The following is a 24,007-nucleotide window of genomic DNA, read 5'->3' on the forward strand; positions in this document are numbered from 1 at the left end:
TTAAAGATGCGAAAGTCAAATGATAATTCTTATTATCTTACCAGAATCCCCAAGCGAAGTATTAACAATATTATATTCGTCAGCTGTTGCTCAAAACGAGGGGTGACTTCTGCGTTTAAGTCCTAAAGCAGGTAAGATGCCGATAAAGCCACGGCCCCTAAAGGTACCGCAATTTGGGCATATCTGACCAGGTGCCAGAAAGAAGATAGCCAGGTTCTCTGGTCTACTTTGGGATTTGATCTGAACCTGACATCAAGGCTTTTCTTTGAAAAATAATTATCTTCATAGCGCTTGGAACTGAAGAGCCCCCACAAGGTATACCACTGGCAATCCCAGGCGTCAGGATCGGATTCGCAGGACTGATGGTAGAAAGGCAGGTTTTTCTGATAAACCGTTAACTTCAGTGTGTATATTGTGTTCGGAGCCAGCTGGTCATCGTAGCTGAGGGCCTCGTTGGACAGGAAAATTTTTCCGGGGTAGTAGAACAGTGTGGGCACATAACTCCGGTAAATATTTTTGTCAGGGTTATCACCATTTTTCAGTTTGAACTCCCAAAGCGTCGACCGTCGAATTTTCTGGTCGTTGGAAATGGCGTTCAATGTTTGCTGAATACCTTTTGCTTCATCGATATAGATAGTGGACTTCAGTCTGTCGCCAAATATGGAGGGTTCGTAGAGTTGTACTCGGACGATGATATTTTTCAGCTTTTCAGTGACATCTTCTGATACCTCGTTGAGTGCTGCGGCAGAGAAGTCCTGGGCCCTCATGATGAATGGGTAGCCTTTCTCTTGCCTTGAGCCATCCAGACCAGGGGCAGACTGCCATACCAGTGGGTCAATTTTCTCGTTGTCAAAAGTTTTGGGAAGCGAAAAAGCGTTGGGAGAGTCTGAAGCAATTCTTTTTCGTGTGGTTACGGTAAAGCTGACTTCGTCTTCACCCTTGAAGCGACAGGAAAGGCTATCCGGTTGCGGGTTGTGGATTTGCTCGTTGAAGATGTACTCGTTTTTAGGGTCTTCAATAAACAGGGTTGGCGCTAATCTGGCAGATTGTGAGGTACGCGCGATGTTTTTCAGATTGCTGACAGTGACCACTTCCTCTTCACCCGGTAGCAGATCATAGCCATTGGCAAGACGGTCAATAAAGCCGGGAGAATCAGGGCTCCAGCGGGCTTTGTCTTTTTTCAGAAACTCCACGTCAAAGACCATTTTTCCCTCACCATCCTGACAGTACCGGCTTTCGTGCATGGTGATATCGGCGTAACAGGTTTTTGCCTTCCAATGGCAATGTTCGACTTGTTTAATGCCACCATCCGAGGTGGGCAGGTATGTCTTTTCACATACATGGTAAGAACCACAGTGATGTGCATTGGTGACCAGCTGGCACTCCTGCCAATTCCAGTGAAGGTATGTGCGGTAGTTAATAACACCTTTCCAGGCTGGTGACGGCTGTTGCCGCAAAATATCTGCCGCATCGTGGCGGCTGATATTTTTCAAGTCCTGCCATGCTTCTTCGTCAAAGGATTCCGGTAAGCGAACATGGGTATAGTGGTTGGCCGAACATCTTAACTCTTCAGAGTGGAGGTTGCGGGTTTGATGGGCAGGGATAACGTGTCCGGGACATGACTGGCTTGCTGTTATCCTCGGAGCAGACACTTGCAGGCAATGGTTATTAATAAGAAAAGGCACGGCATAAGAGGTGTATGGCTTTGAAAATAAAAGTATGAGCAGCAAAGCCACATACACAAGTTGCTTTTTGATAGCCATCACATCAACCTGCGAAAACGTTTAATGAATTTGTTGTGAAAATGAGTATCCCGTCACAGATACTCATTGTTTTGTATTGATGTTTTAACCCGGATATTTCATAAACGTGCTCCCGCTCTCGCTTGTCCTTTGCCGCTCTAAGGGAGTTTTGTTCAGTCGACCGTACTCCCCGGTACGGCGCTCCCTCACAAAATCCCTTAGAGCGACAAAGTCCTGCGCGAGATTCGGGGCAGTTTATGAAATATCCGGGTTAAAAGAGCTGTCGTCTTTTTCTGCGATCCGAAAAGACGTTGTCCCTGGTCAGCATATCAACCACGCTTTGCAGCTTTCTGGCTTCATCAAGACGGTTTTCCTGGTTTTCCAGAGCGTTGATGCACATGGCAACAGCTCCTTTGAGTGTGCCAGCCTCAACCATCATGACGTCGCTCTCAATATCATCGTCATCTTCTGATGAGCTGAAAACCTGCTTTGCTTTTGCCTGGTAGAGGGCTCTTGCCATGTCTGAACTGAGGTAGTGCTGACGATATCCGTCACGAACTTTTCTCAGGCCGCCTGAGCGGCTGATGGCCAGTTCTTCATCAATATCTTTTTTAATCAGGGCGATAATGAAATATTTGGTGTCCATCTCATTGGATTTACCGCCCAACCAGGTAACCCATGAACTGACAGATAACCACTTTTTGCTGGCGGAATTTTCAATGGTTAACATTGCTTCCTGAGCGAGATTGGCGTAACGCATGAGCTTATTCTGATCATAAATGGGTGCAGCACCAACGGTCATATCGTTCAGGTAATAATCCAGATTGAAAATACGCTTGTCATATTCAACCGGGATGCACCCAATTTGAATTCCATAGGTGGCACGAATGTAAGATCTAGCCCAGAATGCATCGATCAACATCTCTTTGGCTCTTTTGCTGCCTTCCCGGTCGGAAATGGTTCTGTATCTCTCTGACGTACCGAAGGTATCTATAAAGGTTTCAATGGCATCTTTGGTAAAACGGTTGATCCCTTCATCAATGACTCGCTTATCCTGGGTTCGCATGGCCCGTAGCTGCAACGCATTACGTTTCATATCAGCGATCTGTTCTGCAGTATACAGTGACATCGACTTGAGCTGGTCGCTACTGATGCCGAGCTGCTGATGAAGGACGCCATTGGGCAGGACGATATTGAAATGAAGTTCGCTCATTTGGGTATCAAGCCTGCGCAAGGTTGACTGGTAATGATGAACCAGCGGGAGCATATCAACCTCACTGTCGGGATCTGCAGTTATGTCTGGCCTTAGGGTGGGGAAATGTTCCAGGTTATTAACGTCTTGAAGGAACAGGTTTGATTCCTGTGTGAAGGTTCTCACATGGTCAAGAAATTCCCTGACGGGTATTGGTTGAAGGATGCTCTCGTCAGAAATTTTCTGGAGCTCTGAGGCAACGGTGGTTAAGTCTCTCAGGCTGCGGCCAAGATCGTTAATGGTTTTCAGCAGGATGTCACCATCACGCTCACCTCTCAAATAAAAGGCCTGTATATACTGCTTCTCGATTTCTGTTTTGTTGGCAAGGTTGATAGTCAATTGGTCACTGTTTTCCGGAGTGACACTGATAACTGGTGGGAATACTGCATCAGCGTCAGATCCTGGAGTCTGTTCGTAATAGTGACCGGGAGATACCTGTTGCCCATGGTATTGCTCAAACCGGGTCGGGTCACTCCGTAAGGAGCTGCTTGCCGAAACAGTGTCGAAAGTCGTAAAAGCAAAAAATATTACACAGCATATTATGCTGCCAGTAGCTCTGTTCATTTTAAAAGCTCTGAAAAGTTAAAAAAATTATTCAACTGGTATATTGACCATGGTGAAAGAATATAGTTCCGTTTTTTTGGCTGTGATCTTTTTTTGTTAAAGAGTTATTCAGGTGTTGTCCAAATTTTGATGGTGCGATTTTATTGCTTGCTCATGATTATTGATGAACTTATTCAATTGCCCAAAGTCCAAAAGTTTAATCAATAGTATATTGATCTTTTTTAATATTAAAAACTTATAATTATTGGAGAGTTCATTATGATCAATACTGGAACCGGTCAAATTATTACACGTGACCCTCAAGCTGTTATTACTGTCAGTCCAGAGGGGGAAAACGATGTAAGTGGCTCTGGCAATGAAAGCCTTGCTACTGCCTTTTTCAAAACCATAGCAACAAAGCCCCTCTGGCGGGGACTGTTCATTGTTTCCGTGAATACAGCATTGTATGCATGCGGTGAGGCACTGAGTTACTTCGCAGATGAACGGGATGGGCATTTGCCATTGTACCCGTTCAATATATCGCAGCCATTCCTGGGTGGAGCAGTCGTGGGTTTTGCTCAAGGGGCTTACCAGGCCTGTTTAACCGAGGCGTATGTTGCAATTCATACTTGTATTGAGAACAGATCGATCAGCATGGTACCAGGTCAGCCAAATGTCATCACTGCCAAGGATGAAATCCCTGGTGATCAGCGTCCCGTTGAGTCTGGAAGTAAACACTGACGGTCCGCCTGCTGTAGCTCGTTAATTACTGCGCCGGTTTATCAGGGGCTTTACCTCCATTGGGGTTAACCCGGATATTTCATAAACGTGCTCCCGCTCTCGCTTGACCTTTGCCGCTCTAAGGGAGTTTTGTTCAGTCGACCACACTCCCCGGTACGGCGCTCCCTCACAAAATCCCATAGAGCGACAAGGTCCTTCGCGAGATTCGGGGCAGTTTATGAAACATCCGGGTCAAGCCATCTGCAGCTTCACGGATAACCGGATGATGCGGCTATTGAAATTAACATCCGTACCAGCTTTTCTGCAGGCAGTGATGCTATTGACGTTCAGTTAGTACGATTTTACCGCTCCCTTGAGTTCATTAGTGAACTTTTTCAATTATCCAAAGTCAAAATGTGTGATCAATAATAAAAAAATTTCTTTTAATACTATAAATTTCTAATTTTTGAGAGTTCATTATGAACCCCGTAACCCATATTTCCGGCACCGGCAGTGCACAAATTGATATTTCTGGCACATCAGAGGGAGTAAGCAATGCAAGTGGTTCTGGCAATGAACGCCAGACTGCTACTCCCTGGTACCGAACAGAGAAGGCAAAAACTGTCTGGCGGGGGCTAACCATTATCTCCGCTGGTGTAGCCCTGGGGATAGGTGGTGAGTCACTGATTAATTATCTTTGGAAACGGGATGGGGTTATACCAACGTACACGGATGATACTCCGCAGCCAATCATGGGGGCCAGCCTAGGCTTTTTAGCAGGGAGTATTATTTTCTTACTCGATGAGCGTCGCCGCACAATACAGGAAAATTCTCTGGCAAGCAGATCAATCAGTGTGTCATCGAGTCAATCAGAGGTCTTCAACACCCGGGTTCAAATTTCGGATCTGGACTCCACTGATAGGGCAAGTAGAGTCTGATATCCTTGGCTTATTAACTACTGGTTTATCAGGGGCTTTGGCCTCTACTGAAGTTGAGCCATATGCTGCGTTACCAGGAAACTGATGTGCCCGGGCGTGCCGGGCGCGATGACCAGATAACGCGCTCACTGTGCCGAACGATCCATGAGATCACCGGGTGCCTGAAACCAGCCATAGGGTTTGATAGGGCTTTAACTGTTCAGAGGTAAAGGTCTTGCCGCTAAGCAGGTCAAGACGGCCTTGGTATTTTTTTGCATTTATGTCCAAATGAGTTGCCGTCAGATTATGAATGGCAACCAGGCTTCTGTCCGTTTTGGGCTCAGTCCTGGAAAAGGCCAGAATGCCCGGTGCGATATCAATGATTTGCTGAGGGCAGTCCGGGTGAAAACAGCGCTCTTTTCGGCGAATTCCAATAATGGTTTTCAGGGTTTTAAAGACCATGCTCTGCATTGAGACGGGGTTTTCCAGTTCTGTGCGCAGCTCTTCAATATCCCATTTACGGCGATTGATGGATCGGGTGCGGCCAGATCGTTCAACGCCGACAATATCGTTCGGAGTCGCCAGCAGGCTATGAATATAGATGGCCGGAATACCTTTCATGCCGAGCATAATGATTTGTGAGCAGAGAAAGCGTTGTGCCTGCCAGTGATCCTCGCCACGGCGTGTGCCTTTCATGGCGTCAAATAGAGAGATATTGATCTCATAAGGTTTTTCGCTTTGATCCTGTAGTGTGCGCATGCTGACAAACCCGCCAAAACGGTGCATGCTGTCCACCAGTTCGGCGACTTCACTGTCGGGGACGAGCCCTTCAAGCGGTCGCAGCCCAATGCCATCATGGGAGGCGGTGAAATTCAGTGTTGTGCAACCCTCAGGGTATTCCGGTAATGCCCTTGCCCAGTGCGCCAGGTATTTTTCTGTGCCCCGGTTTAGTGCATGGAGTATCAGTGGCGGCAGTGCAAACTGGTACACCAAATGCGCCTCATCGCCCCGGGCGAAATAGCTGAAGTTTTCCGGGTCAGGTACATTGGTTTCGGTTATCAGTAATGCACCGGGGCGAACCTGTTCAATAATCAGCCGCATTACTTTGACCATGGCGTGGGTTTCCGGCAGATGTACGCAGGCTGTATTGAGCTTCTTCCATAGGAAAGCTATGGCATCAAGACGCACTACGCTGGTACCCCGGGCAAGATAGAAAAGCACAATATCGACCATTTTTATCAGTACATCCGGGTTTTTGAAGTTAAGGTCGATCTGGTCCTCACTGAAGGTGGCCCAGACGTGGCGGGTTCCCCGGCGTGTCTGGGTGGGAACCAGCAGGGGGGAGTTTCTGGGGCGGGTGACCATGGTGAGATCTGTGGATGGATCTTCCTCAATAAAGTAGTCCCGCCCAGGCTGGATGCCGCTGACAAAATCCGCAAACCACAGGCTTTCCCGGGATACGTGGTTGATAACCAGGTCGGTCATTAACCGATAGCGCTCAGCGATGGCCCTGACGTTATTCCAGTCACCAAGAGCAGGGTTAACCTGCAGATAATCAATGATGGAGAATCCATCATCAGAACTGTAGGGGAAATAAGGCAGTATATGCACGGTGGAGATCAGCTGCCGGATGTGCCTGCCAAGGAATTCACTGAGTACTTTCAGTGGTGGTTTCCCATGCTCTGTGAGGCTGTCGCCATAAGTGATCAGATAGATATCCTGCTCTGACCAGGCGTCAAAACTTTTCGGTTCATGGTTGTGCAGAAAGTACTCAACCCGGCGGACGATGATACTGGCGAGGTCATCCGATTGATCACCATAAGGGATGTGAAGAAGCCTGGATAGCGATTGATGAAATGACGCAAAGATAGGGGGATAGCTTTGCAAAATGCCTCTCCTGTAATAGCAGCGTTATGGTGTTCTGATTCACGTTCTTAATATCAGGAGCATGAGTTGTGCCATGTAACATTGGCATATTATTCGACCATATTTACGGGTGTATGATAGTGATATAACCCGTTATCTAAAAAATTTTCGCGATATATCACTTTAAGGTATTGAACTATTTTTTGTCATAATGGTCAAAAATTACACATGGCAATTTTTGCAATATGCGTCATTTAATAACCATGATGGCAGCCCTTAACTTTTGTGTATTGTGCATCCCGATAACAGGAAGAAAAAATGAATGTCCCACCAGCAGGTTCATTACAACTTGATACTGCCCTTAAACCCGGCCCTCCAGCTGATGCTCAAGCCGTTCTCAGAAAGTCAGGCCTGGTAAGTCTGGTCATGGAAAAACTGAGTTTTATCAAACTTCACCATGGTGACCAAGCAGAGAAGCAGAGTGTTAAAGCATTGTATGAGCGTCTGATATCCGAATACCCTGGAGCCGCCACCATTGAAGAGCCGCCCTGTATTACACGAGCACCGGGCGAAAGTGATAAGCACTTTCTTAAAAGATTTATCTTGGAGGTTATCACTCAATACCCGCTGTTGAAATTTCAGGAGGTCAATAGCCGAGATGAGGCAGAGCAATCAAGCCATAATCTAACTCATTTCTATGACACAGTTAATCATGTAGATATCAAAATCTGTAAAATATCTGAAGTCATCGAAAGTGTGAAAATACTGGCCAGTATGTACAAATATCCCTGGATCGATCATTTAAGAAAAGATCAACACAAATGGGGCGAATATTCCGGTCTGCTTAACGGTGATTTATTCATTTCAGCCGGATCAGCTGACGTGGTGGATTTATCGCATAAGAGGGTGATGAAACGACTGAAAAAGGCAAATGCCCGTACCAGCTACTCTCCGCTGTTCTTTTTTCGCAATGAAGACAGCCTCCAGAAAGGTATGTTGATAATCTGTAGATCTACTGACCCTAACCCCAAAAGGGAAATGGGTATATTCATTCGATCTATCAAGCAGAAGTCATAGATAAGAGCAGGTTTCACCCAACGATTGGGTCGACTATAAAGAAAGCTTCGGAAGATGCAAACCGGAACCTGCTATTGCAAAATGCCTCTCCTGAAATAGCAGCGTTATGGATTTTGATTCACGTTCTTAATATCAGGAGCATGAGTTGTGCCATGTAACATTGGCATATTATTCGCCCCGCCTTTACGGAATGATGATAGTGACATCCCCCCGCTATCTCCAACTTTTTTGCGATATATCACTTTAAGGTTTTGAACTATTTTTTGTCAGAATGGTCAGAAATCACGCTTGGCAATTTTTGTAATATGCGCCAGGCAATAGCCATAATTGCCAGCGATTCCCGCAAATAGGCTAACCCATTGATATTTAATGGAATATTTAAACACAGTATCGCAGTCTTTTTTGGGTTTAATCTTTATTTATCAATGGGTTAGATGACTTCTTTGTGGGAACCGCTGCATAATTGCAGCCCTTAACTTTTGTGTATTGCGACCCCGATAACAGGAAGAAAAAATGAACGTCACACCAACTGGTTCACCAAATGTTGATCCTGCTGATAAATCCCCTCCTCCAGATTATGATCAAGCCGTTCCCAGCAGGTTAGGACTGGTTAGGCTGGTCACAAGACAGCTGAGTCATATCAAACTTCACCAAGGTGACATAGAAGAGAAGTTGAGTGTTCAAGAATTGCTTGAGCGTCTGATATCCGAATACCCGGGAGTCGCTACCATTGGAAAGCCTCTCTATATTACACAGGCACAGGACGAAAGTCATAAAGACTTTCTTAAAAGATTTATCCATCAGGTTATCTATCAATACCCGCGGTTGAAATTTCAGGAGGTCAATAGCCGAGACGAAGCAGAGCAATCAGGCCATGATTTAACTCATTTCTATGACAAAGATAATCGTGTAGATATCAAAATCTGTAAAATAGCTGAAGTTATCGAAAGTGTGAAACAACTGGTTAGCATGCAGCATTATCCCTGGATCAGTAAAGTAATGGGTGAATCTAATAACGATCCACAAAGTTGGGGCAAACATTCCGGTCTGCTTGAGAAAGATTTTTTCATTGCAGCTGGATTAGTTGTCATGGGAAATTTACAGCATGAAAGTGTGATACAACACCTGAGAGAGGCAAATGCCATAACCGGCTACAATCCGCTCGTCTTTTTTCGCAATGAAGACGACCTCCAAAAAGGTATGTTGATAATCTGTACATCTACTGACCCTGACCACAAAAGGCGAATGGGTATAAGTATTACATCTGATTAGATAAGAGCAGGTTCCGCCCAACGATTGGGTCGACTATAAAGAAAGCCTCGGAAGAAGCAAACCGGAACCTGCTATTGCAAAATGCCTCTCCTGAAATAGCAATAAAGCTCTGATTCACACTCTTTACCTTCTTGACATGAGTTGTGCCTTGTAACATTGGCATGGGAACTGCATCGTATTAACGCATTCAAGATCAAGTGATAAACGGAGTTATTGAATGATTACAAAATGCCTCTTTCCTGTTGCCGGTTATGGCACACGTTTTTTGCCAGCCACCAAATCCATGCCCAAGGAAATGCTTCCCATTGTTGATAAGCCGCTGATTCAATACGGGGTAGAGGAGGCAATGGAGGCAGGATTAACGGATCTCGGTTTTGTTAATGGCAGGAATAAGCGGGCGATACCGGATCACTTTGATATTAACTATGAACTGGAGGCGGAGATTGCCGGTAGTGGCAAGGAGGAGAAACTGTCGTCGATCCGGGATGTGATGTCTGCCTGTACCTTCTCGTATACCCGGCAGAATCAGATGCTGGGGCTGGGCCATGCCATTGCCTGTGGCCAGACATTAATAGGTGATCAGCCCTTCGGTGTCATTCTGGCGGATGACCTTTGTGTCAATGATAAGGGGCCATCGGTGATGGCTCAGCTGGTCAATCTCTATAAGCAGTTCCGATGTACGATTCTTGCGGTACAGGAAGTGCCTGCGGCAGAAACCGAAAAGTATGGAGTGATTGCCGGGGAGGCCCTGGATGAGCATTTGATCCGGGTGACGGATATGGTGGAAAAACCTGCGCCTTCAGAGGCTCCCAGTAATCTTGCGGTTATTGGCCGTTACGTTCTGACCCCCGATATCTTTGACATTATTGACAACACCGAGGCGGGAAAAAACGGTGAGGTACAACTGACAGATGCCATTATGTCTCAGGCCAGAAGTGGTTGTGTGATTGCCTGTAAATTTCAGGGCAGGCGATTTGACTGTGGCAGTATGGGTGGTTTTGTCGAGGCCACCAATGCCATTTATCAAAAACGTTTTGGTTGAGTGGATGGTTTATTGATGGCAGCAACAGCGCCGAGGATACTGGTTTTTACCGATCTTGATGGCTCCCTTATGGATCATAATGATTATGGCTGGGCAGCCGCTCAGCCTGCCCTGGAATTGCTGGTTGAGCGTGAAATACCGGTCATTTTTAACACCAGTAAAACGCTGGAAGAGGTGCTTGTTATTCAGCGACAGATGGGGAATGATCAGCCATTTATCAGTGAAAATGGCATGGTGACGACGATCCCGGCGGATTATTTCCGGGATTCCTGTGGGCTTACCCACTTTTTTCATGGTCAGCCTTATCGCAGCATACGGCGAATTTTATCCAATATCCGGCTTAAACATGGTTTCAGGTTTACCGGCTTTGGTGACCTGACCGGGGATCAGGTGGCAGAAGTTACCGGGTTATCAATCGATGAGGCGGGTAAAGCCATGACCCGAAAGGCCAGTGAGCCGGTGATCTGGCGTGATGGTGATGCAGAATTGCGGGAGTTTGTCAGGTTGCTTGAGTCGCAAGGGCTTCATCTGACGAGAGGAGGGCGCTTTTATCATGTTTCCGGGAAAGGGGATAAAGGGCTGGCTTTGCGGGCATTACTGCAAAGGTATCAGCAGGAATATCCGGAAGAGACCTGGCAAACCTGTGCGCTTGGGGATGGGATGAACGACTTGCCGATGCTGGAGGCGGCCGATTATCCGGTGCTTATCCGATCGGAGCATGGCCAGGCACCGGATGTGAGTCATCTGGTGAATGTTGTTAAAACCCGCAGTGTCGGTCCTGAGGGTTGGAATCAGGCCATACTTGATATGTTTGGCAAGCCATAAAATCACTTTCAATAGTGGAGGAAAGGTGGGTTATGGGTGACTTTTATCAGAATGGCATAATTACCAATTTTCACAATCTGAGAGTTCGGTCAACCGACGATATGGAGCGTGACCTGCTGGCATTTTCCCGCCAGCGTCCCATGTCACTGGTCTTGCCTTCATTGTTTTCAGAATTGGAAGGGCCTGCCCTGGGGCATATTGTCGAAGAGCTGAGCCAGGTGCGCTATCTCTCTGAAATAGTGATTGGCCTTGATCGCGCTGATCAGGAGCAGTTTGCCTATGCCAGGGATTTTTTTGGACGGCTGGATCAGCATCACCGTATTCTCTGGCAGGATGGGCCAAAGTTGCAGGCAATTGATGCCCTGCTGGCTGAAAAGGGGCTGGCCCCGAAGGAGCCAGGGAAAGGAAGGAATGTCTGGTATTGTTACGGCTATGTGCTGGCATCGGCAAAGTCAGAAGCTGTGGCGCTCCATGACTGCGATATTGTTACCTATCAGCGGGATCTGCTGGCCAGGCTGCTCTACCCGGTTGCTAATCCCGCCTTCAGCTATGACTTCTGCAAAGGCTATTATGCGCGAATCGCTGACAATAAGTTAAATGGCCGGGTCAGCCGTCTGCTGGTTACGCCCCTTTTGCGGGCGCTGAAAAAGATTCTCGGGCCGATGGAGTATCTCGAATATCTGGACAGCTTTCGTTATCCCCTGGCGGGTGAATTCTCCATGAGGACCAGTGTCTTTAACGATATCCGGATTCCCAGTGACTGGGGGCTGGAGATTGGGGTGTTGTCGGAGGTTAAGCGCAATTACTCCAGTAAGCGGCTCTGTCAGGTGGATATTGCGGATATTTATGATCATAAGCATCAGCCGCTGTCTGAAGGGGATGTCAGTCGCGGGCTGTCGAAAATGAGTCATGACATCATCAAGGCGATTTTCCGCAAACTGGCCACCAATGGTGTTCAGTTTAATACTGAGACTTTCAGGACCATCAAGGCAACCTACTACCGGGTGGCCCTGGACTTTATTGAATCTTACTATGATGATGCCATGATCAATGGTTTGCATGTGGATCGTGACAGTGAAGAGCGGGCCGTTGAGTTGTTTGCCAGGAATATCATGGAAGCCGGTCAGCATTTTCTGGAAAACCCCATGGAGCGTCCCTTTATTCCCAGTTGGAACCGGGTTATGTCTGCTGTTCCGGATATATTGGAGCGACTTTATGATGCGGTTGAAGAAGATAACCAGCGTTTTGGCTGATGGCAGAAAAAGTTTCGAAAATTGTCCGGGTATGGTATAAAGCGCCACTTGATTTCGAGATGCGATTTCAAGATGGGGTACATGGCGGTTAGTCTCACGACTGAGCAGCATGGACTTCATTAAACTTAACGTTGATAAAAGATCTCACATTCACCGACACATGGTTCCGGGTGCCAGTTTTAATCCGTTAAACGGATGATGATCTGGTCGAACACATGGGGTGTTTGGAGGCATAACCCTGAATCAGGAGATTCCCATGACTCAAGTCACTATGCGTGACATGCTCAAGGCCGGCGTGCATTTCGGTCACCAGACCCGTTACTGGAACCCGAAGATGAACAAGTTCATCTTTGGTGCACGCAACCGAATTCATATCATTAACCTTGAGCACACCCTGCCTGCCTTTAATGGCGCTCTGCAGTTCATCGGCAAGCTGGCTGAAGGCAAGAACAAGGTCATGTTTGTTGGTACCAAGCGTGCTGCTGGCAAGATCATTCGTGAAGAGGCTGCTCGCTGTGGCATGCCTTACGTTGATCACCGCTGGTTGGGTGGTATGCTGACCAACTACAAGACCATTCGCCAGTCCATCAAGCGTCTGCGTGATCTTGAAAGCCAGCGTGACGACGGTACTTTTGAAAAACTGACCAAGAAAGAAGCGCTGATGCGCAGCCGTGATCTGGAAAAACTGGATCGCAGCCTGGGCGGTATCAAGGACATGGGCAGTCTGCCAGACGCTCTGTTCGTTATCGACGTTGAGCATGAGCGCATCGCTATCCAGGAAGCCAACAAACTGGGTATTCCGGTTATTGGTATCGTGGATACCAACTCCAGCCCTGAAGGTGTGGACTACATCATTCCAGGTAACGATGATGCGATCCGTGCTATCCAGCTGTACCTGAAGGCTGCTGCTGATGTGATTCTGGAAGGTCGTGCCCGTGCGAGCACTGGTGCTGAAGACGAGTTCGTAGAAATCGAAGAAGCGCCAAAGGCTGAGGAAGCTCCCAAGTCTGAAGAAGCGCAGGGTTCTGAAGAAGCCTGAGGCTTCGAAGACCTGGTGCCAGGCAGTATCTGATTAACCTGGTCTTATGACAGGGTGCAGGCTTTACGATTGCACTGCATAAATAACAGATGCTGCTTGCCGATTTTGGAAAAGAGTAAGGGGGCTTTGCCCCCTTTTTTCCGATGTACAGATAACTATTCTTTTATGCCGCTGTTATTGCTGGTGGCATAAAAAGACTGTCAATTTGCGAGGAATCAACCATGGCAGCTATTAGTGCAGCACTGGTAAAAGAACTGCGTGAGCGTACTGGCCTGGGCATGATGGAGTGCAAAAAAGCACTGGTTGAAGCACAGGGTGACATTGAAGTTGCAATCGAAGAAATGCGTAAGTCCGGTCAGGCAAAAGCTGCCAAGAAAGCCGGTCGTATCGCAGCAGAAGGTATTGTAGCCGTTAAAGTGGCTGACGATGCCAGCTTTGGTGTGCTGGTTGAAGTCAACAGTGAAACTGACTTCGTAGCCCGTGATGATAACTTCCTGAACTTCGTTCAGCAGGTGGTTGGCGCTGCTTTTGCCCGTAAAGAAGCTGACGTTAACGCGCTGATGGAAGGCGAGCTGGAAGAAGCCCGTCAGGCGCTGGTTCAGAAGATCGGTGAAAACATCGGCGTTCGTCGTATCGCTATCGTTGAAGGCGGCGTGATTGGCTCATACGTTCACGGTAACAACCGTATCGCTGTTCTGACCAGACTGGAAGGTGGTGATACTGAACTGGCTCGTGATATCGCCATGCACGTTGCGGCTGTTAACCCACAGGTGGTTAACAAGGAAGATATGCCGGCTGAACTGGTAGAGAAAGAGAAAGAGATCTTCCAGGCTCAGGCAGAGCAGTCTGGCAAGCCAGCCAATATCATCGAGAAGATGATTGAAGGTCGTATCAGCAAGTTCCTGGCAGAAAGCAGCCTGGTTGAACAGCCTTTCGTTAAAGATCCTGATACCACTGTTGGTGCACTGGCCAAAAAAGCTGGCGCTACTGTAGCCAGCTTCGTACGTTTCGAAGTGGGTGAAGGTATCGAGAAAGAAGAAGTGGACTTCGCTGCTGAAGTCCGCGCTCAGGCAGGACTGTAATAACCAGAAGCCTGTCGGACAGCCTCCCGGGGCAACGCAGGAGCAGTTGCCGCGCAGGACAGTCTTGATTCCGACAGGCTCCTGGGTCAGCCCATTGGGTTGGCCTTTTCATGTCTATCCATAGCTGATGGTTGATTTTCAGGTTTTCTTCATGGGAAAGTTTCATGGACAAGAATGTCAACTGTCAGAACACATCAACTCGCTGGCTGATTGGTCAGAACAGATCATTTTCGGCCAGACGGTTCATCGAATGCCGCTTTCATGGCTAGGAGGCTGGCCGAGAATAGCGCCCGTAGCGAGGATGGCAGAAAATTGAGGATAAAAAGTCGGAAATTTTTAGTGAATAGTGGTTCTATTTGCTAAAAATTTCCGACTTTTTAGACCAATTTGCTGCCACCGCAGTAGGGCAGTCTATTATCGGACAGCCTCCTAGTCTCCCGATGGCAGCGCATTTGCGGGATGTGTGTAATTTAGCCAACCAGACTCGGAAACTGAACATGCCGGCAAGTGATAGTCAACCGAAATACAAACGTATACTGCTGAAGCTCAGCGGTGAAGCTCTGCAGGGCGAAGGTGAGTTTGGTATTGATCCCAGGGTCCTGGATCGAATGGCCCTGGAAATCGGTCAGTTAGTAGGGATTGGTGTACAGGTTGGTATCGTTATCGGCGGTGGAAACCTCTTCCGTGGCGCTGCGCTGAGTGCCGCAGGCCTGGACCGGGTCACCGGTGATCATATGGGGATGCTGGCAACCGTGATGAATGCCCTTGCCCTGCGTGATGCCCTGGAACGTTCCAATATCAATACCCGGGTGATGTCTGCCATTCCCATGAGTGGTGTTGTGGAGCATTATGATCATCGTCGTGCCGTGCGGTATCTCAACTCTGGCGATGTGGTGATTTTTTCTGCTGGTACCGGAAATCCATTTTTTACCACTGACTCTGCGGCCTGTCTGAGAGGCATTGAAGTGGGCGTTGATATCGTTCTCAAGGCCACCAAGGTTGACGGTGTCTATGATAAAGATCCGGTAAAGCATTCTGATGCGGTTAAATTTGATCAGCTGACCTATGATGATGTCCTGGCTCGCAAGCTGGGCGTTATGGATTTAACGGCAATTTGCCTGGTGCGCGACCAGCAGATGCCTGTTCGGGTGTTTAATATGAACAAGTCCGGCGCTCTGTTAAATCTTGTGGTTGGCGGTAATGAAGGAACACTGGTAAACGGGGGTTAATGATGATCAATGAGATTAAAGATGATGCCAAAGAGCGTATGGGCAAAACCATTGAATCGTTGACGGTTGCCTTCAACAAGATTCGTACCGGTCGCGCCCATCCAAGTCTTCTGGATGGCATTAAGGTGTCTTACTACGGCTCAGAAACACCGCTGAGTCAGATGGCTAACATTTCTGTTGAAGACGGTCGTACGCTGGCTGTTCGTGTCTGGGAAAGACAGATTGTGCCTGATGTTGAAAAGGCAATTCTGAAGTCTGACCTGGGGCTGAACCCATCGACTGCCGGTGAAGTTATTCGTATTCCTCTGCCACCGCTGACCGAAGAGACCCGCAAGGGCTATATTCGTCAGGCGCGTCAGGATGCGGAGAATGCCCGCATTGCTATCCGCAATATCCGCCGTGATGCACTGGCTGATATTAAAGAGCTGGAAAAGGAAAAAGAGATCAGTGAAGACGACGAGCGTCGTGGTCAGGATGATGTGCAGAAGCTGACTGATCAGTTTATTGCTGAAGTTGATAAAAATCTTTCTGTTAAGGAAGAAGATTTAATGGCGATCTAATGGCTGACTGTACTGAATTGCGGTTATTGCCTTTGTCTGGCTGGCGTCAGACAGAATCCTGCTGGTAATGACTGCAATAATTCAGGCGTCAGTTGTCTTTTGATGCTTTGTGGGCGCTTGCTTTTTACGGCGGGCTCCTGCAAGGTTCTACTGTTACACTTTTTTTTACCTGCCAATTTTCAGATCGTCTTAATCCATGGCCAATACATTGTTACAGGGAAAAAGCGGCATTCAGGGAGTTCCGCCAGAGAGGCTGCCGCGCCATGTGGCTATTATTCTTGATGGGAACAACCGCTGGGCCAAACGGAAACACCTGCCCGGACTCGCCGGACACCGCGCGGGTGTTAACCGGGTTCGTGAAGTGGTTGAAGCCTGCGATGAACAGGGTGTTGAAGTGCTCACGCTGTTTGCGTTCAGCAGCGAGAACTGGAATCGGCCGGTCATTGAAGTCAATGGCCTGATGCGCCTGTTCCTGGGGGTTCTCAAGCGAGAGGCTCGTCGGATGAAGAAAAATCGCATCCGGCTGAAGGTCATTGGCGACATTACCCGATTCAGTCCTGAAATTCAGAAATATATTCAAGAAGTAGAAACGCTCACTGCCAATGATTATTCAGTGACCCTGGTCATTGCTGCCAACTATGGCGGCAGGTGGGATATCGCTTCTGCTGCGAGGCTACTGGCTGAAAAAGTGGCGCGTGGTGAGCTTGATGCTAAAAATATTGATGAGTTTGCCATTGAACAGCATCTCAGTACGTCGGGTTTGCCTGCCCCTGATCTATTGATTCGTACCAGTGGTGAACAGCGAATCAGTAACTTTCTATTGTGGCAATGTGCTTACAGTGAGTTTTATTTTACCGACACCCTGTGGCCAGATTTTGGCCGTAATGAATTACAGCAGGCCCTGCTGAGCTACGCCCGTCGCCAGCGACGGTTTGGCAAAACCAGCGAGCAAGTGGAGGCTGAAACACTGTGCTGAAAGAAAGAATCATAACTGCTGTCATATTAGCGCCAGTGGCGCTGGCAGGCGTTTTTTTATTGCCATTAACCGGTTTTGGCTTCTTTATTGCCGCGATTATTATGTTAGCGGCTTGGGAGTGGGCGAACCTTTCCGGTTTTGAACAGCGATCTGTACGTCTGTTCTATGCGCTGGCTATTGGTGTTTTTTGTGCTCTGACACTTTTTTTACCGTCCTCGTTGGTTCTTGGTCTGGCTGCTGTCTGGTGGCTGGTCGCCTTTATCCTTGTCAGGCAATATCCCAAGAGCGCGCGCTGGCTTGAGAACCAGTCCCTTAGATTATTGGTGGGGGTGCTGACTCTGGTGCCTCCATGGCTTGGTCTTTATGAGCTCAAACAAATGCCAGACTCTGCCTGGTTGATTGTTATCCTTCTGGTGATGGTTTGGGGGGCAGACTGTGGTGCTTATTTTGCTGGCAAGCGTTTTGGCAGAACAAAACTTATTGAGCGGGTCAGCCCGAAAAAGACCATGGAGGGACTGGTCGGAGGCTTACTGGTCTCAATGCTGATTTCAAGTCTTGTGACGTTGTTCTTCAGTGTCAGCTTTTTACAGGGGGTGTTGTTGTTGATTCTGAGCATACTGACTGTTCTGGTTTCCGTTCTGGGCGACCTCTGGGAAAGTGTTTTGAAACGTTGCCGCGGGGTCAAGGACAGCGGAAACCTGCTGCCAGGTCATGGTGGTGTGCTTGATCGAATTGATAGCCTGACGGCTGCCGTTCCGATATTTACTCTTTTTGTCATGATAACCAGGGGTGTATTTTAGGTCATGACTGCATCATGCTCTCAATCCGGCAGACAGCGGGTTTGTGTGTTGGGTTCCACCGGGTCCATTGGCAAAAGTACTTTGGATGTGATCGCGCGGAATCCGGATCAATACACCGTGCATTCTTTAGTAGCCGGCAGAAACGCGGACGTTATGCTGGAGCAGGCCCGTCAGTTTCGTCCGCAATATATCGTTATGGCGGATGAACAGGCGGCCAATAAACTCAGGGCGGACCTTCAGTCTGAAGGTTTGCGCATCTCTGTTGAATCCGGCCTGGATGCCATGAACCAGGTGGCGGCGGATGGTGATGTTGACGTGGTTATGGCGGCCATTGTTGGTGCTGCGGGGCTACCGCCCACCATGGCTGCGGTTCGTGCCGGAAAAAAAATACTGCTGGCGAACAAGGAAACGCTGGTGATGACCGGTGCCTTGTTCATGGATGCGGTTAAGGCATCTGGTTCTGTTCTCCTTCCTATCGATAGTGAGCATAACGCCATTTTTCAGTGCTTGCCTGCCAATCACCACGGGGGGCTTGAGCGGGTGGGGGTCAGGCGAATATTGCTGACCGCTTCCGGTGGTCCATTCCGACAGTCTCCGGTAGAAAGTTTTGCCGCTGTGACACCTGAACAGGCCTGTGCCCATCCAAACTGGAGTATGGGGCGTAAAATTTCCGTAGACTCTGCCACGATGATGAATAAAGGGCTTGAGTTTATTGAAGCCTGCTGGTTGTTTGATGCCCGTCCTGAGCAGGTGGAGGTGGTGATTCATCCGCAAAGCATCATCCACTCAATGGTGGATTATGAGGATGGCTCGGTACTTGCCCAGATGGGGAATCCGGACATGAGAACACCCATTGCCCATGCCCTGGCATGGCCGGAAAGGATACCATCCGGTGTTGCTCCCCTGTCTCTGACCGAGATTGCCAGACTGGACTTCTATGCGCCGGACATGATGCGTTACCGCTGTCTGAAGCTGGCCCAGGACGTGGCGCGCAGCGGTGGTACCGCGGCTGCTATGCTCAATGCTGCCAATGAAATTGCCGTTGATGCATTTCTGGAACGCAAACTGCGTTTTGATCGCATACCTGAAGTCATTAATGCCACATTGCAGACCTTGCCGGTCATGAATGTCGGCGACATAGATCAAGTGCTGGAAGCTGACAGGGAAGCCCGCTATCTGGCCCGGAAACAGGTTTCACAAATGCAGGGTGTTGCATGATTTTTGAATCGCTCTTGTCGGAGATAGCTGACTCAGCACAGACCATTTTTGCTTTTGTAGTAACCCTTGGAATACTGGTGAGTATTCACGAGTATGGTCACTTCTGGGTGGCCCGCCGTTGCGGTGTTAAAGTACTTCGTTTCTCCGTGGGTTTTGGCAAGTCATTATGGCGCTGGACTGATCGTCATGGTACTGAATTCAGTATTGCTGCGGTACCGTTGGGTGGCTATGTCAAGATGCTGGATGAGAGGGAAGGGCCGGTGCCCGATAATGAGCAGCACCTTTCTTTTAATAATAAGCCCGTCCTTGCCCGGATTGCCATTGTTGCTGCCGGGCCTGTTGCCAACTTTCTGCTGGCCATTTTTGCCCTCTGGCTCATGTACATGGTGGGTGTTCGTACCCTGATGCCTCAGGTTGGCGAAGTGATTCCCGATTCTCCGTCTGCCGTTGCAGGTATTCACCCCGGTGATGAAATTGTTGCTGTGAACGGTGTGGAAACACCGGGCTGGCAGGCCGTGAACATGGAACTTTTGTCCTTCATTGGTGAGAGCCGAAATCTTGATGTCTCTATCCGGGCAGGTGAGCCCGGAGAGGCCTCAGAGGGGGCTGTGCGGGATAAAAATATCACGATAGTTGACTGGCTGGTTAATGAGGAACAGCCGAATCCTGTGCGTTCCCTGGGTATTGTGCCTTACTCTCCTGTTATCCCCGCAGTCATTGGTCAGCTATCGGACGATGGGGCGGCAGCAAGAGATGGTCTGGAGTCGGGTGATAAAATCCTGCAGGTTAATGGCGAAACCGTCATTGACTGGATGCACTTTGTTGAACTGATTCGTGACAATGCCGGTCTAACGTTGCAATTGCTGGTTGAGCGGGATGGCGTCAGTCAGGAAATGCCGTTGACCCCGGGCAGTCGATCCACTGATGGGGTGACAACCGGTTTTATCGGTGCAGGTGTCCAGCAGGTTTCCTGGCCAGAAACGATGATTCGTCATTTACAGTTTGGGCCGATTGATTCGCTGGTAAAAGGTGCCCAGGCGACCTGGTCACTGACCAGCATGACCCTGGAATCCCTCTGGAAGATGGTTGTCGGGCTTGTTTCCGTGAAAAACTTGAGCGGTCCGATAACCATTGCTAAAGTGGCTGGCGCGTCGCTTGAGTCTGGGCTGGAAAATTTTCTCTATTTTCTGGCCATGTTGAGCGTCAGCCTGGGGGTGTTGAACCTGCTCCCCATACCCGTGCTGGATGGCGGTCATCTGCTTTTCTACCTCGTTGAAATGGTCAGGGGCAAGCCACTTTCCGAGAAAACCCAGACACTGGGTTTGAAAATCGGGGTAACCTTTGTTGTCGGAGTGATGATGCTGGCCATGTATAACGACCTGAGCCGACTCTTCCAATGAAAGAAAAGCACTTTGCGCTCTGCGCGTCATGAATAGCGATGTGGAAATTGAAGAGCATGTTTTTCACGTTAATGCGAAATGAACACGGATAAGAACGGATTCCATGAAGCGATCACTGTTGTCTCTGCTGATTGGCTCTTTAGCCATCGCGCCTGCTGCCCAGGCCTTCGTCGTCTCAGATATCCGGATTGATGGCCTTCAACGGGTTTCAGCCGGGACAGTTTTTAATGCCCTGCCGGTTGAGGTGGGCGATGATATTGAATCACCGGATATCGCCGGGGCCGCCCGGGCGCTCTATCAAACCGGGTATTTCAATGATATTCGTATGGCCCGTGAAGGTGATGTTCTGGTGGTTGCGGTGGTTGAGCGACCCTCCATCAGCGCAATTGAGATTAAGGGCAATAAGGCGATCAAGACGGAAGATCTGATAACCGGCCTGGAGCGTTCCGGTCTGGCAGAAGGGGAGATTTTCCAGCAGGCCACCCTGGAAGCGATCCGTCTTGAGCTTGAGCGTCAATACGTTGCCCAGGGGCGATACGGTGCCAGGATCACCGCCGATGTTGAAGCGCAGCCCCGTAACCGGGTGAAGTTGCGCATCAATGTCAAGGAAGGCAAGGTGGCGACCATACAGCATGTTAATGTTGTGGGTAATACGGCCTTCCCCAGGGATGAACTGATTGACCTGTTTGAGCTGCAGAAAACCGAGTGGTATCAATTCTTCAGTTCTGCGGATAAATACTCCCGGGAGAAACTGTCCGGTGACCTGGAGCGTTTGCGGTCATGGTACCTGGACCGGGGTTATATCAACTTCAATATTACCTCCACCCAGGTTTCTATCAGCCCTGACAAGCAGAGTGTGTATATCACGGTCAACGTGGCTGAGGGCGATAAGTACACAGTCAGTGACGTTAAGCTGGCCGGTGATCTGGTGATTCCTGAAGACGAGGCAAGAAAGCTGCTGCTGGCCCAGCCGGAGCAGGTGTTCTCCCGCAGACTGATTACTACCACGGAAGAGATTCTGAGCCGTCGCCTTGGCAACGAAGGGTATACCTTTGCCAATGTGACCGGAATTCCCAAACCGGACCATGGCAACAAAACCGTTGAGTTGACCTTCTTTGTTGATCCGGGCCGCAGAGCCTATGTCCGACGGATTAATTTCTCCGGGAATACCAAGACCGATGATGAGGTACTGCGTCGGGAAATGCGCCAGATGGAGGGGGCTTCTGCCAATACCCAGAAGATTGAGCAGTCTAAGGTGCGGCTAGAGCGTCTGGGGTATTTCAAGGAGGTCAATGTTGAAACGCCGCCGGTGCCGGGAACCAGCGATCAGATTGATGTTAATTACACCGTAGAAGAGCAGCCTTCCGGCAGTGTTACGGCCAGTATCGGTTTCTCCCAGTCTGATGGTCTGTTACTCGGTGGTTCTGTCAGCCAGAATAACTTTCTGGGAACCGGCAACAAGGTCACCGTTGGTCTGAACAAAAGTGATGTCAGCCAGCTCTATAATTTCAGTTTTATGGATCCCTATTACACCATTGACGGTGTATCCCGTGGTTATGATATTTACTATCGAACCTACGATTACAGTGATTCGGACATCTCCAGTTATGCGGCTGACACCTTTGGTGGTAACGTTCGTTTCGGGTATCCATTGTCTGAAACAGAGTCCATTAATTTCAGTCTTGGGGTTGATGGTACGGAAATAACCACCGGTTCCGGTACTCCCAGGGTTATTCTGAATTATCTTGATACAGAAGGGCGCAAGTTTACCAATATCAAGACGTCGCTGGGCTGGTCGCAGTCAGAGTTGAACCGTGGGCTACTGCCAACGGCCGGTTATTCCCAGAGCTTATCGCTGTCTGCCGCGATTCCGGGCTCAACCACCACATTTTATAAGCTGGTGTATCGAGGTCAGTACTTTCAGCCCATTACCCGCAGTCTGACGGCGCGTTTTGCCACTCGCCTGGGTTATGGCGGTGCCTATGGCAGTACTTCTGAAATGCCGTTCTTTGAGAACTTCTATGCCGGTGGTTTTGGTTCTGTAAGGGGTTACAATGATAACTCCCTTGGACCCAAGGCTGCGCAACGGGATAACGGCGATGACTTCAACAGCATGGGTGGTGATGTGCTGCTTGAGGGTACGGTTGAAGTGCTATTCCCTTTACCCTTTGTCAAGGATCAGCGTTCATTAAGGACCAGCGTGTTCTTTGACTACGGTAATGTGTTTGATACGAGCTGCAGCTCACAGGTGGTCGATTGCTACAAGCCGGGCCTGGGTGAGCTGCGTTACAGTGCTGGTGTGGGCCTGACCTGGATTACCCCCCTTGGCCCGCTGACTTTCAGTCTGGCTAAGGCTCTGAATGCCAAAGGCAGGGATGAAACCCAGACCTTCCAGTTCTCTCTGGGGACTCCATTCTAAGGAGCCTGTCGGGCTTAAGCGTCCGTAGCGAGGATTGCGAGAAATTGAGGATAAAAATTTCTGCTTCTGAGGAGAATAGCGGGGCTATTTGACGAAGAAGCAGGAATTTTTAGACCAATTTTTCGCAACCGCAGTAGGACAGTCTTAAGTCCGACAGGCTCCTAAGCAAATCCCTCTTTTAGGAGGGAATTTTACGTAATTAAAAGGTGCTATCAGGCACCTTTTCTTTATAATGCCTTTTTTTACCGTTTTCAGGAGATTTATTTTGAAATCAATCAGACTGGCATTCCTGGCCCTGATTATGCTGGCCCCTCTGGCCAATGCAGCCACTAGTGGCAGTAAAGTGGGTGTGCTTGATACGGCGATGGTGTTAAGTGAATCCAATGCCGGCAAACAATACGCCAAAAAGTCTGAAGCCAAGTTCAAGCCTCAGTTAGTCGCTCTGCAGAAGCTTGAGGGTGACGTTCGTAATATGCAGGAAAAACTGCAAAAAGATGGCCCGACTTTGAGCGCCGAGCAGTTGAAAGTTCGCCAGCTGGAGTTGCAGCGCAAGTATGAAGACTTGCAACTGAAAGGACGCCAGTATCAGACTGATAAAGCAGAAGCGGATAATGCTGAGCGTGAAAAGCTGCGGCCAAAACTGCAGACTGCCATCGATAAAGTTATTAGTGAGTTAAAGCTGGACCTGGTCATTGATCGTCAGATGGCCATCTATGGCAGTCCGAGTATTGATATCACTCGCAAGGTCATTGAAAGCCTCAACCAGATGAAGTAA

Annotated in this window: 20 protein-coding genes; 17 read left to right on the forward strand and 3 right to left on the reverse strand. The window is 48.8% G+C overall.

Translation table 11 applies throughout. The annotated features are described in order from the left end of the window. Positions 1-122: 122 nt before the first annotated feature. Positions 123-1,763, reverse strand: a complete 1,641-nt coding sequence (locus ACO6UY_RS10180) for a hypothetical protein (RefSeq protein ID WP_422489802.1) — start codon at positions 1,761-1,763, stop codon at positions 123-125. 250 nt (positions 1,764-2,013) lie between these two features. Continuing rightward, the gene (locus tag ACO6UY_RS10185; RefSeq protein WP_422445382.1) at positions 2,014-3,558 is read right to left on the reverse strand and encodes a hypothetical protein; all 1,545 of its coding nucleotides are present in this window, start codon (positions 3,556-3,558) and stop codon (positions 2,014-2,016) included. A 258-nt stretch (positions 3,559-3,816) separates the two neighbouring features. Here ACO6UY_RS10185 and ACO6UY_RS10190 point away from each other — a divergent pair, with 258 nt between their 5' ends. Beyond that, on the forward strand, positions 3,817-4,278 hold the full coding sequence (locus tag ACO6UY_RS10190; protein ID WP_422466907.1) for a hypothetical protein: 462 nt from the start codon (positions 3,817-3,819) through the stop codon (positions 4,276-4,278). A gap of 458 nt (positions 4,279-4,736) precedes the next feature. After that, complete coding sequence (locus tag ACO6UY_RS10195; protein WP_422445378.1) at positions 4,737-5,195, forward strand: hypothetical protein; 459 nt, start codon at positions 4,737-4,739, stop codon at positions 5,193-5,195. 150 nt (positions 5,196-5,345) lie between these two features. Here ACO6UY_RS10195 and ACO6UY_RS10200 read toward each other — a convergent pair whose 3' ends face one another. Next, positions 5,346-7,061, reverse strand: a complete 1,716-nt coding sequence (locus ACO6UY_RS10200) for a sugar phosphorylase (protein WP_422445376.1) — start codon at positions 7,059-7,061, stop codon at positions 5,346-5,348. 297 nt (positions 7,062-7,358) lie between these two features. Between ACO6UY_RS10200 and ACO6UY_RS10205 the strand changes: the two genes are divergently transcribed. The 15 genes from ACO6UY_RS10205 to ACO6UY_RS10275 all read left to right on the forward strand — a co-directional run bounded on the left by ACO6UY_RS10205 (position 7,359) and on the right by ACO6UY_RS10275 (position 24,007). After that, positions 7,359-8,117, forward strand: coding sequence for a hypothetical protein (locus ACO6UY_RS10205; RefSeq protein ID WP_422445374.1), 759 nt, complete (start codon positions 7,359-7,361; stop codon positions 8,115-8,117). 513 nt (positions 8,118-8,630) lie between these two features. Next, on the forward strand, positions 8,631-9,389 hold the full coding sequence (locus tag ACO6UY_RS10210; RefSeq protein ID WP_422445372.1) for a hypothetical protein: 759 nt from the start codon (positions 8,631-8,633) through the stop codon (positions 9,387-9,389). A 217-nt stretch (positions 9,390-9,606) separates the two neighbouring features. Further along, positions 9,607-10,431 carry a UTP--glucose-1-phosphate uridylyltransferase GalU gene (gene galU / locus ACO6UY_RS10215; protein WP_422462465.1) on the forward strand — a complete coding sequence of 275 codons (825 nt, stop codon included), beginning with the start codon at positions 9,607-9,609 and terminating at the stop codon, positions 10,429-10,431. Between the two features lie 15 nt (positions 10,432-10,446). Then, entirely contained in the window at positions 10,447-11,256 is an 810-nt protein-coding gene (locus ACO6UY_RS10220) for an HAD-IIB family hydrolase (RefSeq protein WP_422445368.1), read from the forward strand. Positions 11,257-11,288: 32 nt separating this feature from the next. Continuing rightward, the gene (locus tag ACO6UY_RS10225; RefSeq protein ID WP_422462463.1) at positions 11,289-12,509 is read left to right on the forward strand and encodes a glycosyl transferase; all 1,221 of its coding nucleotides are present in this window, start codon (positions 11,289-11,291) and stop codon (positions 12,507-12,509) included. Positions 12,510-12,765: 256 nt separating this feature from the next. Further along, entirely contained in the window at positions 12,766-13,548 is a 783-nt protein-coding gene (gene rpsB, locus ACO6UY_RS10230; protein ID WP_422445364.1) for a 30S ribosomal protein S2, read from the forward strand. A gap of 221 nt (positions 13,549-13,769) precedes the next feature. Beyond that, positions 13,770-14,630 carry a translation elongation factor Ts gene (gene tsf / locus ACO6UY_RS10235; RefSeq protein WP_422445362.1) on the forward strand — a complete coding sequence of 287 codons (861 nt, stop codon included), beginning with the start codon at positions 13,770-13,772 and terminating at the stop codon, positions 14,628-14,630. 497 nt (positions 14,631-15,127) lie between these two features. Continuing rightward, positions 15,128-15,859 (forward strand): UMP kinase, encoded by a 732-nt coding sequence (gene pyrH / locus ACO6UY_RS10240; RefSeq protein WP_209200162.1) that lies wholly within the window; start codon positions 15,128-15,130, stop codon positions 15,857-15,859. A 2-nt stretch (positions 15,860-15,861) separates the two neighbouring features. Next, a complete protein-coding gene (gene frr, locus ACO6UY_RS10245; protein ID WP_209200164.1) occupies positions 15,862-16,419 on the forward strand; it encodes a ribosome recycling factor in 558 nt (185 codons plus the stop codon). 196 nt (positions 16,420-16,615) lie between these two features. Continuing rightward, complete coding sequence (gene uppS / locus ACO6UY_RS10250; RefSeq protein ID WP_422445359.1) at positions 16,616-17,395, forward strand: polyprenyl diphosphate synthase; 780 nt, start codon at positions 16,616-16,618, stop codon at positions 17,393-17,395. Then, the gene (locus tag ACO6UY_RS10255; protein WP_422445357.1) at positions 17,389-18,195 is read left to right on the forward strand and encodes a phosphatidate cytidylyltransferase; all 807 of its coding nucleotides are present in this window, start codon (positions 17,389-17,391) and stop codon (positions 18,193-18,195) included. Before uppS ends, ACO6UY_RS10255 begins: the two co-directional genes overlap by 7 nt. A gap of 3 nt (positions 18,196-18,198) precedes the next feature. Beyond that, positions 18,199-19,413 carry a 1-deoxy-D-xylulose-5-phosphate reductoisomerase gene (gene ispC, locus ACO6UY_RS10260; protein WP_422489804.1) on the forward strand — a complete coding sequence of 405 codons (1,215 nt, stop codon included), beginning with the start codon at positions 18,199-18,201 and terminating at the stop codon, positions 19,411-19,413. Continuing rightward, on the forward strand, positions 19,410-20,813 hold the full coding sequence (rseP, locus tag ACO6UY_RS10265) for a sigma E protease regulator RseP (RefSeq protein WP_422462461.1): 1,404 nt from the start codon (positions 19,410-19,412) through the stop codon (positions 20,811-20,813). The genes ispC and rseP overlap by 4 nt, the downstream gene beginning before the upstream one ends. Positions 20,814-20,916: 103 nt before the next feature. Next, a complete protein-coding gene (gene bamA, locus ACO6UY_RS10270) occupies positions 20,917-23,232 on the forward strand; it encodes an outer membrane protein assembly factor BamA (RefSeq protein WP_422489806.1) in 2,316 nt (771 codons plus the stop codon). Between the two features lie 265 nt (positions 23,233-23,497). Then, complete coding sequence (locus tag ACO6UY_RS10275) at positions 23,498-24,007, forward strand: OmpH family outer membrane protein (protein WP_422489808.1); 510 nt, start codon at positions 23,498-23,500, stop codon at positions 24,005-24,007.

Origin of the sequence: Endozoicomonas sp. ALE010, assembly GCF_049310165.1 — a bacterium.
Lineage (GTDB): Bacteria > Pseudomonadota > Gammaproteobacteria > Pseudomonadales > Endozoicomonadaceae > Endozoicomonas.

Excerpts from the sequence above, each read along its gene's own strand:
- ACO6UY_RS10180 (WP_422489802.1), bottom strand. The coding sequence starts at position 1,763 with ATGGCTATCAAAAAGCAACTTGTGTATGTGGCTTTGCTGCTCATACTT.
- ACO6UY_RS10185 (WP_422445382.1), bottom strand. The coding sequence starts at position 3,558 with ATGAACAGAGCTACTGGCAGCATAATATGCTGTGTAATATTTTTTGCT.
- ACO6UY_RS10190 (WP_422466907.1), top strand. The coding sequence starts at position 3,817 with ATGATCAATACTGGAACCGGTCAAATTATTACACGTGACCCTCAAGCT.
- ACO6UY_RS10195 (WP_422445378.1), top strand. The coding sequence starts at position 4,737 with ATGAACCCCGTAACCCATATTTCCGGCACCGGCAGTGCACAAATTGAT.
- ACO6UY_RS10205 (WP_422445374.1), top strand. The coding sequence starts at position 7,359 with ATGAATGTCCCACCAGCAGGTTCATTACAACTTGATACTGCCCTTAAA.
- ACO6UY_RS10210 (WP_422445372.1), top strand. The coding sequence starts at position 8,631 with ATGAACGTCACACCAACTGGTTCACCAAATGTTGATCCTGCTGATAAA.
- galU (WP_422462465.1), top strand. The coding sequence starts at position 9,607 with ATGATTACAAAATGCCTCTTTCCTGTTGCCGGTTATGGCACACGTTTT.
- ACO6UY_RS10220 (WP_422445368.1), top strand. The coding sequence starts at position 10,447 with ATGGCAGCAACAGCGCCGAGGATACTGGTTTTTACCGATCTTGATGGC.
- ACO6UY_RS10225 (WP_422462463.1), top strand. The coding sequence starts at position 11,289 with ATGGGTGACTTTTATCAGAATGGCATAATTACCAATTTTCACAATCTG.
- rpsB (WP_422445364.1), top strand. The coding sequence starts at position 12,766 with ATGACTCAAGTCACTATGCGTGACATGCTCAAGGCCGGCGTGCATTTC.
- tsf (WP_422445362.1), top strand. The coding sequence starts at position 13,770 with ATGGCAGCTATTAGTGCAGCACTGGTAAAAGAACTGCGTGAGCGTACT.
- pyrH (WP_209200162.1), top strand. The coding sequence starts at position 15,128 with ATGCCGGCAAGTGATAGTCAACCGAAATACAAACGTATACTGCTGAAG.
- frr (WP_209200164.1), top strand. The coding sequence starts at position 15,862 with ATGATCAATGAGATTAAAGATGATGCCAAAGAGCGTATGGGCAAAACC.
- uppS (WP_422445359.1), top strand. The coding sequence starts at position 16,616 with ATGGCCAATACATTGTTACAGGGAAAAAGCGGCATTCAGGGAGTTCCG.
- ispC (WP_422489804.1), top strand. The coding sequence starts at position 18,199 with ATGACTGCATCATGCTCTCAATCCGGCAGACAGCGGGTTTGTGTGTTG.
- rseP (WP_422462461.1), top strand. The coding sequence starts at position 19,410 with ATGATTTTTGAATCGCTCTTGTCGGAGATAGCTGACTCAGCACAGACC.
- bamA (WP_422489806.1), top strand. The coding sequence starts at position 20,917 with ATGAAGCGATCACTGTTGTCTCTGCTGATTGGCTCTTTAGCCATCGCG.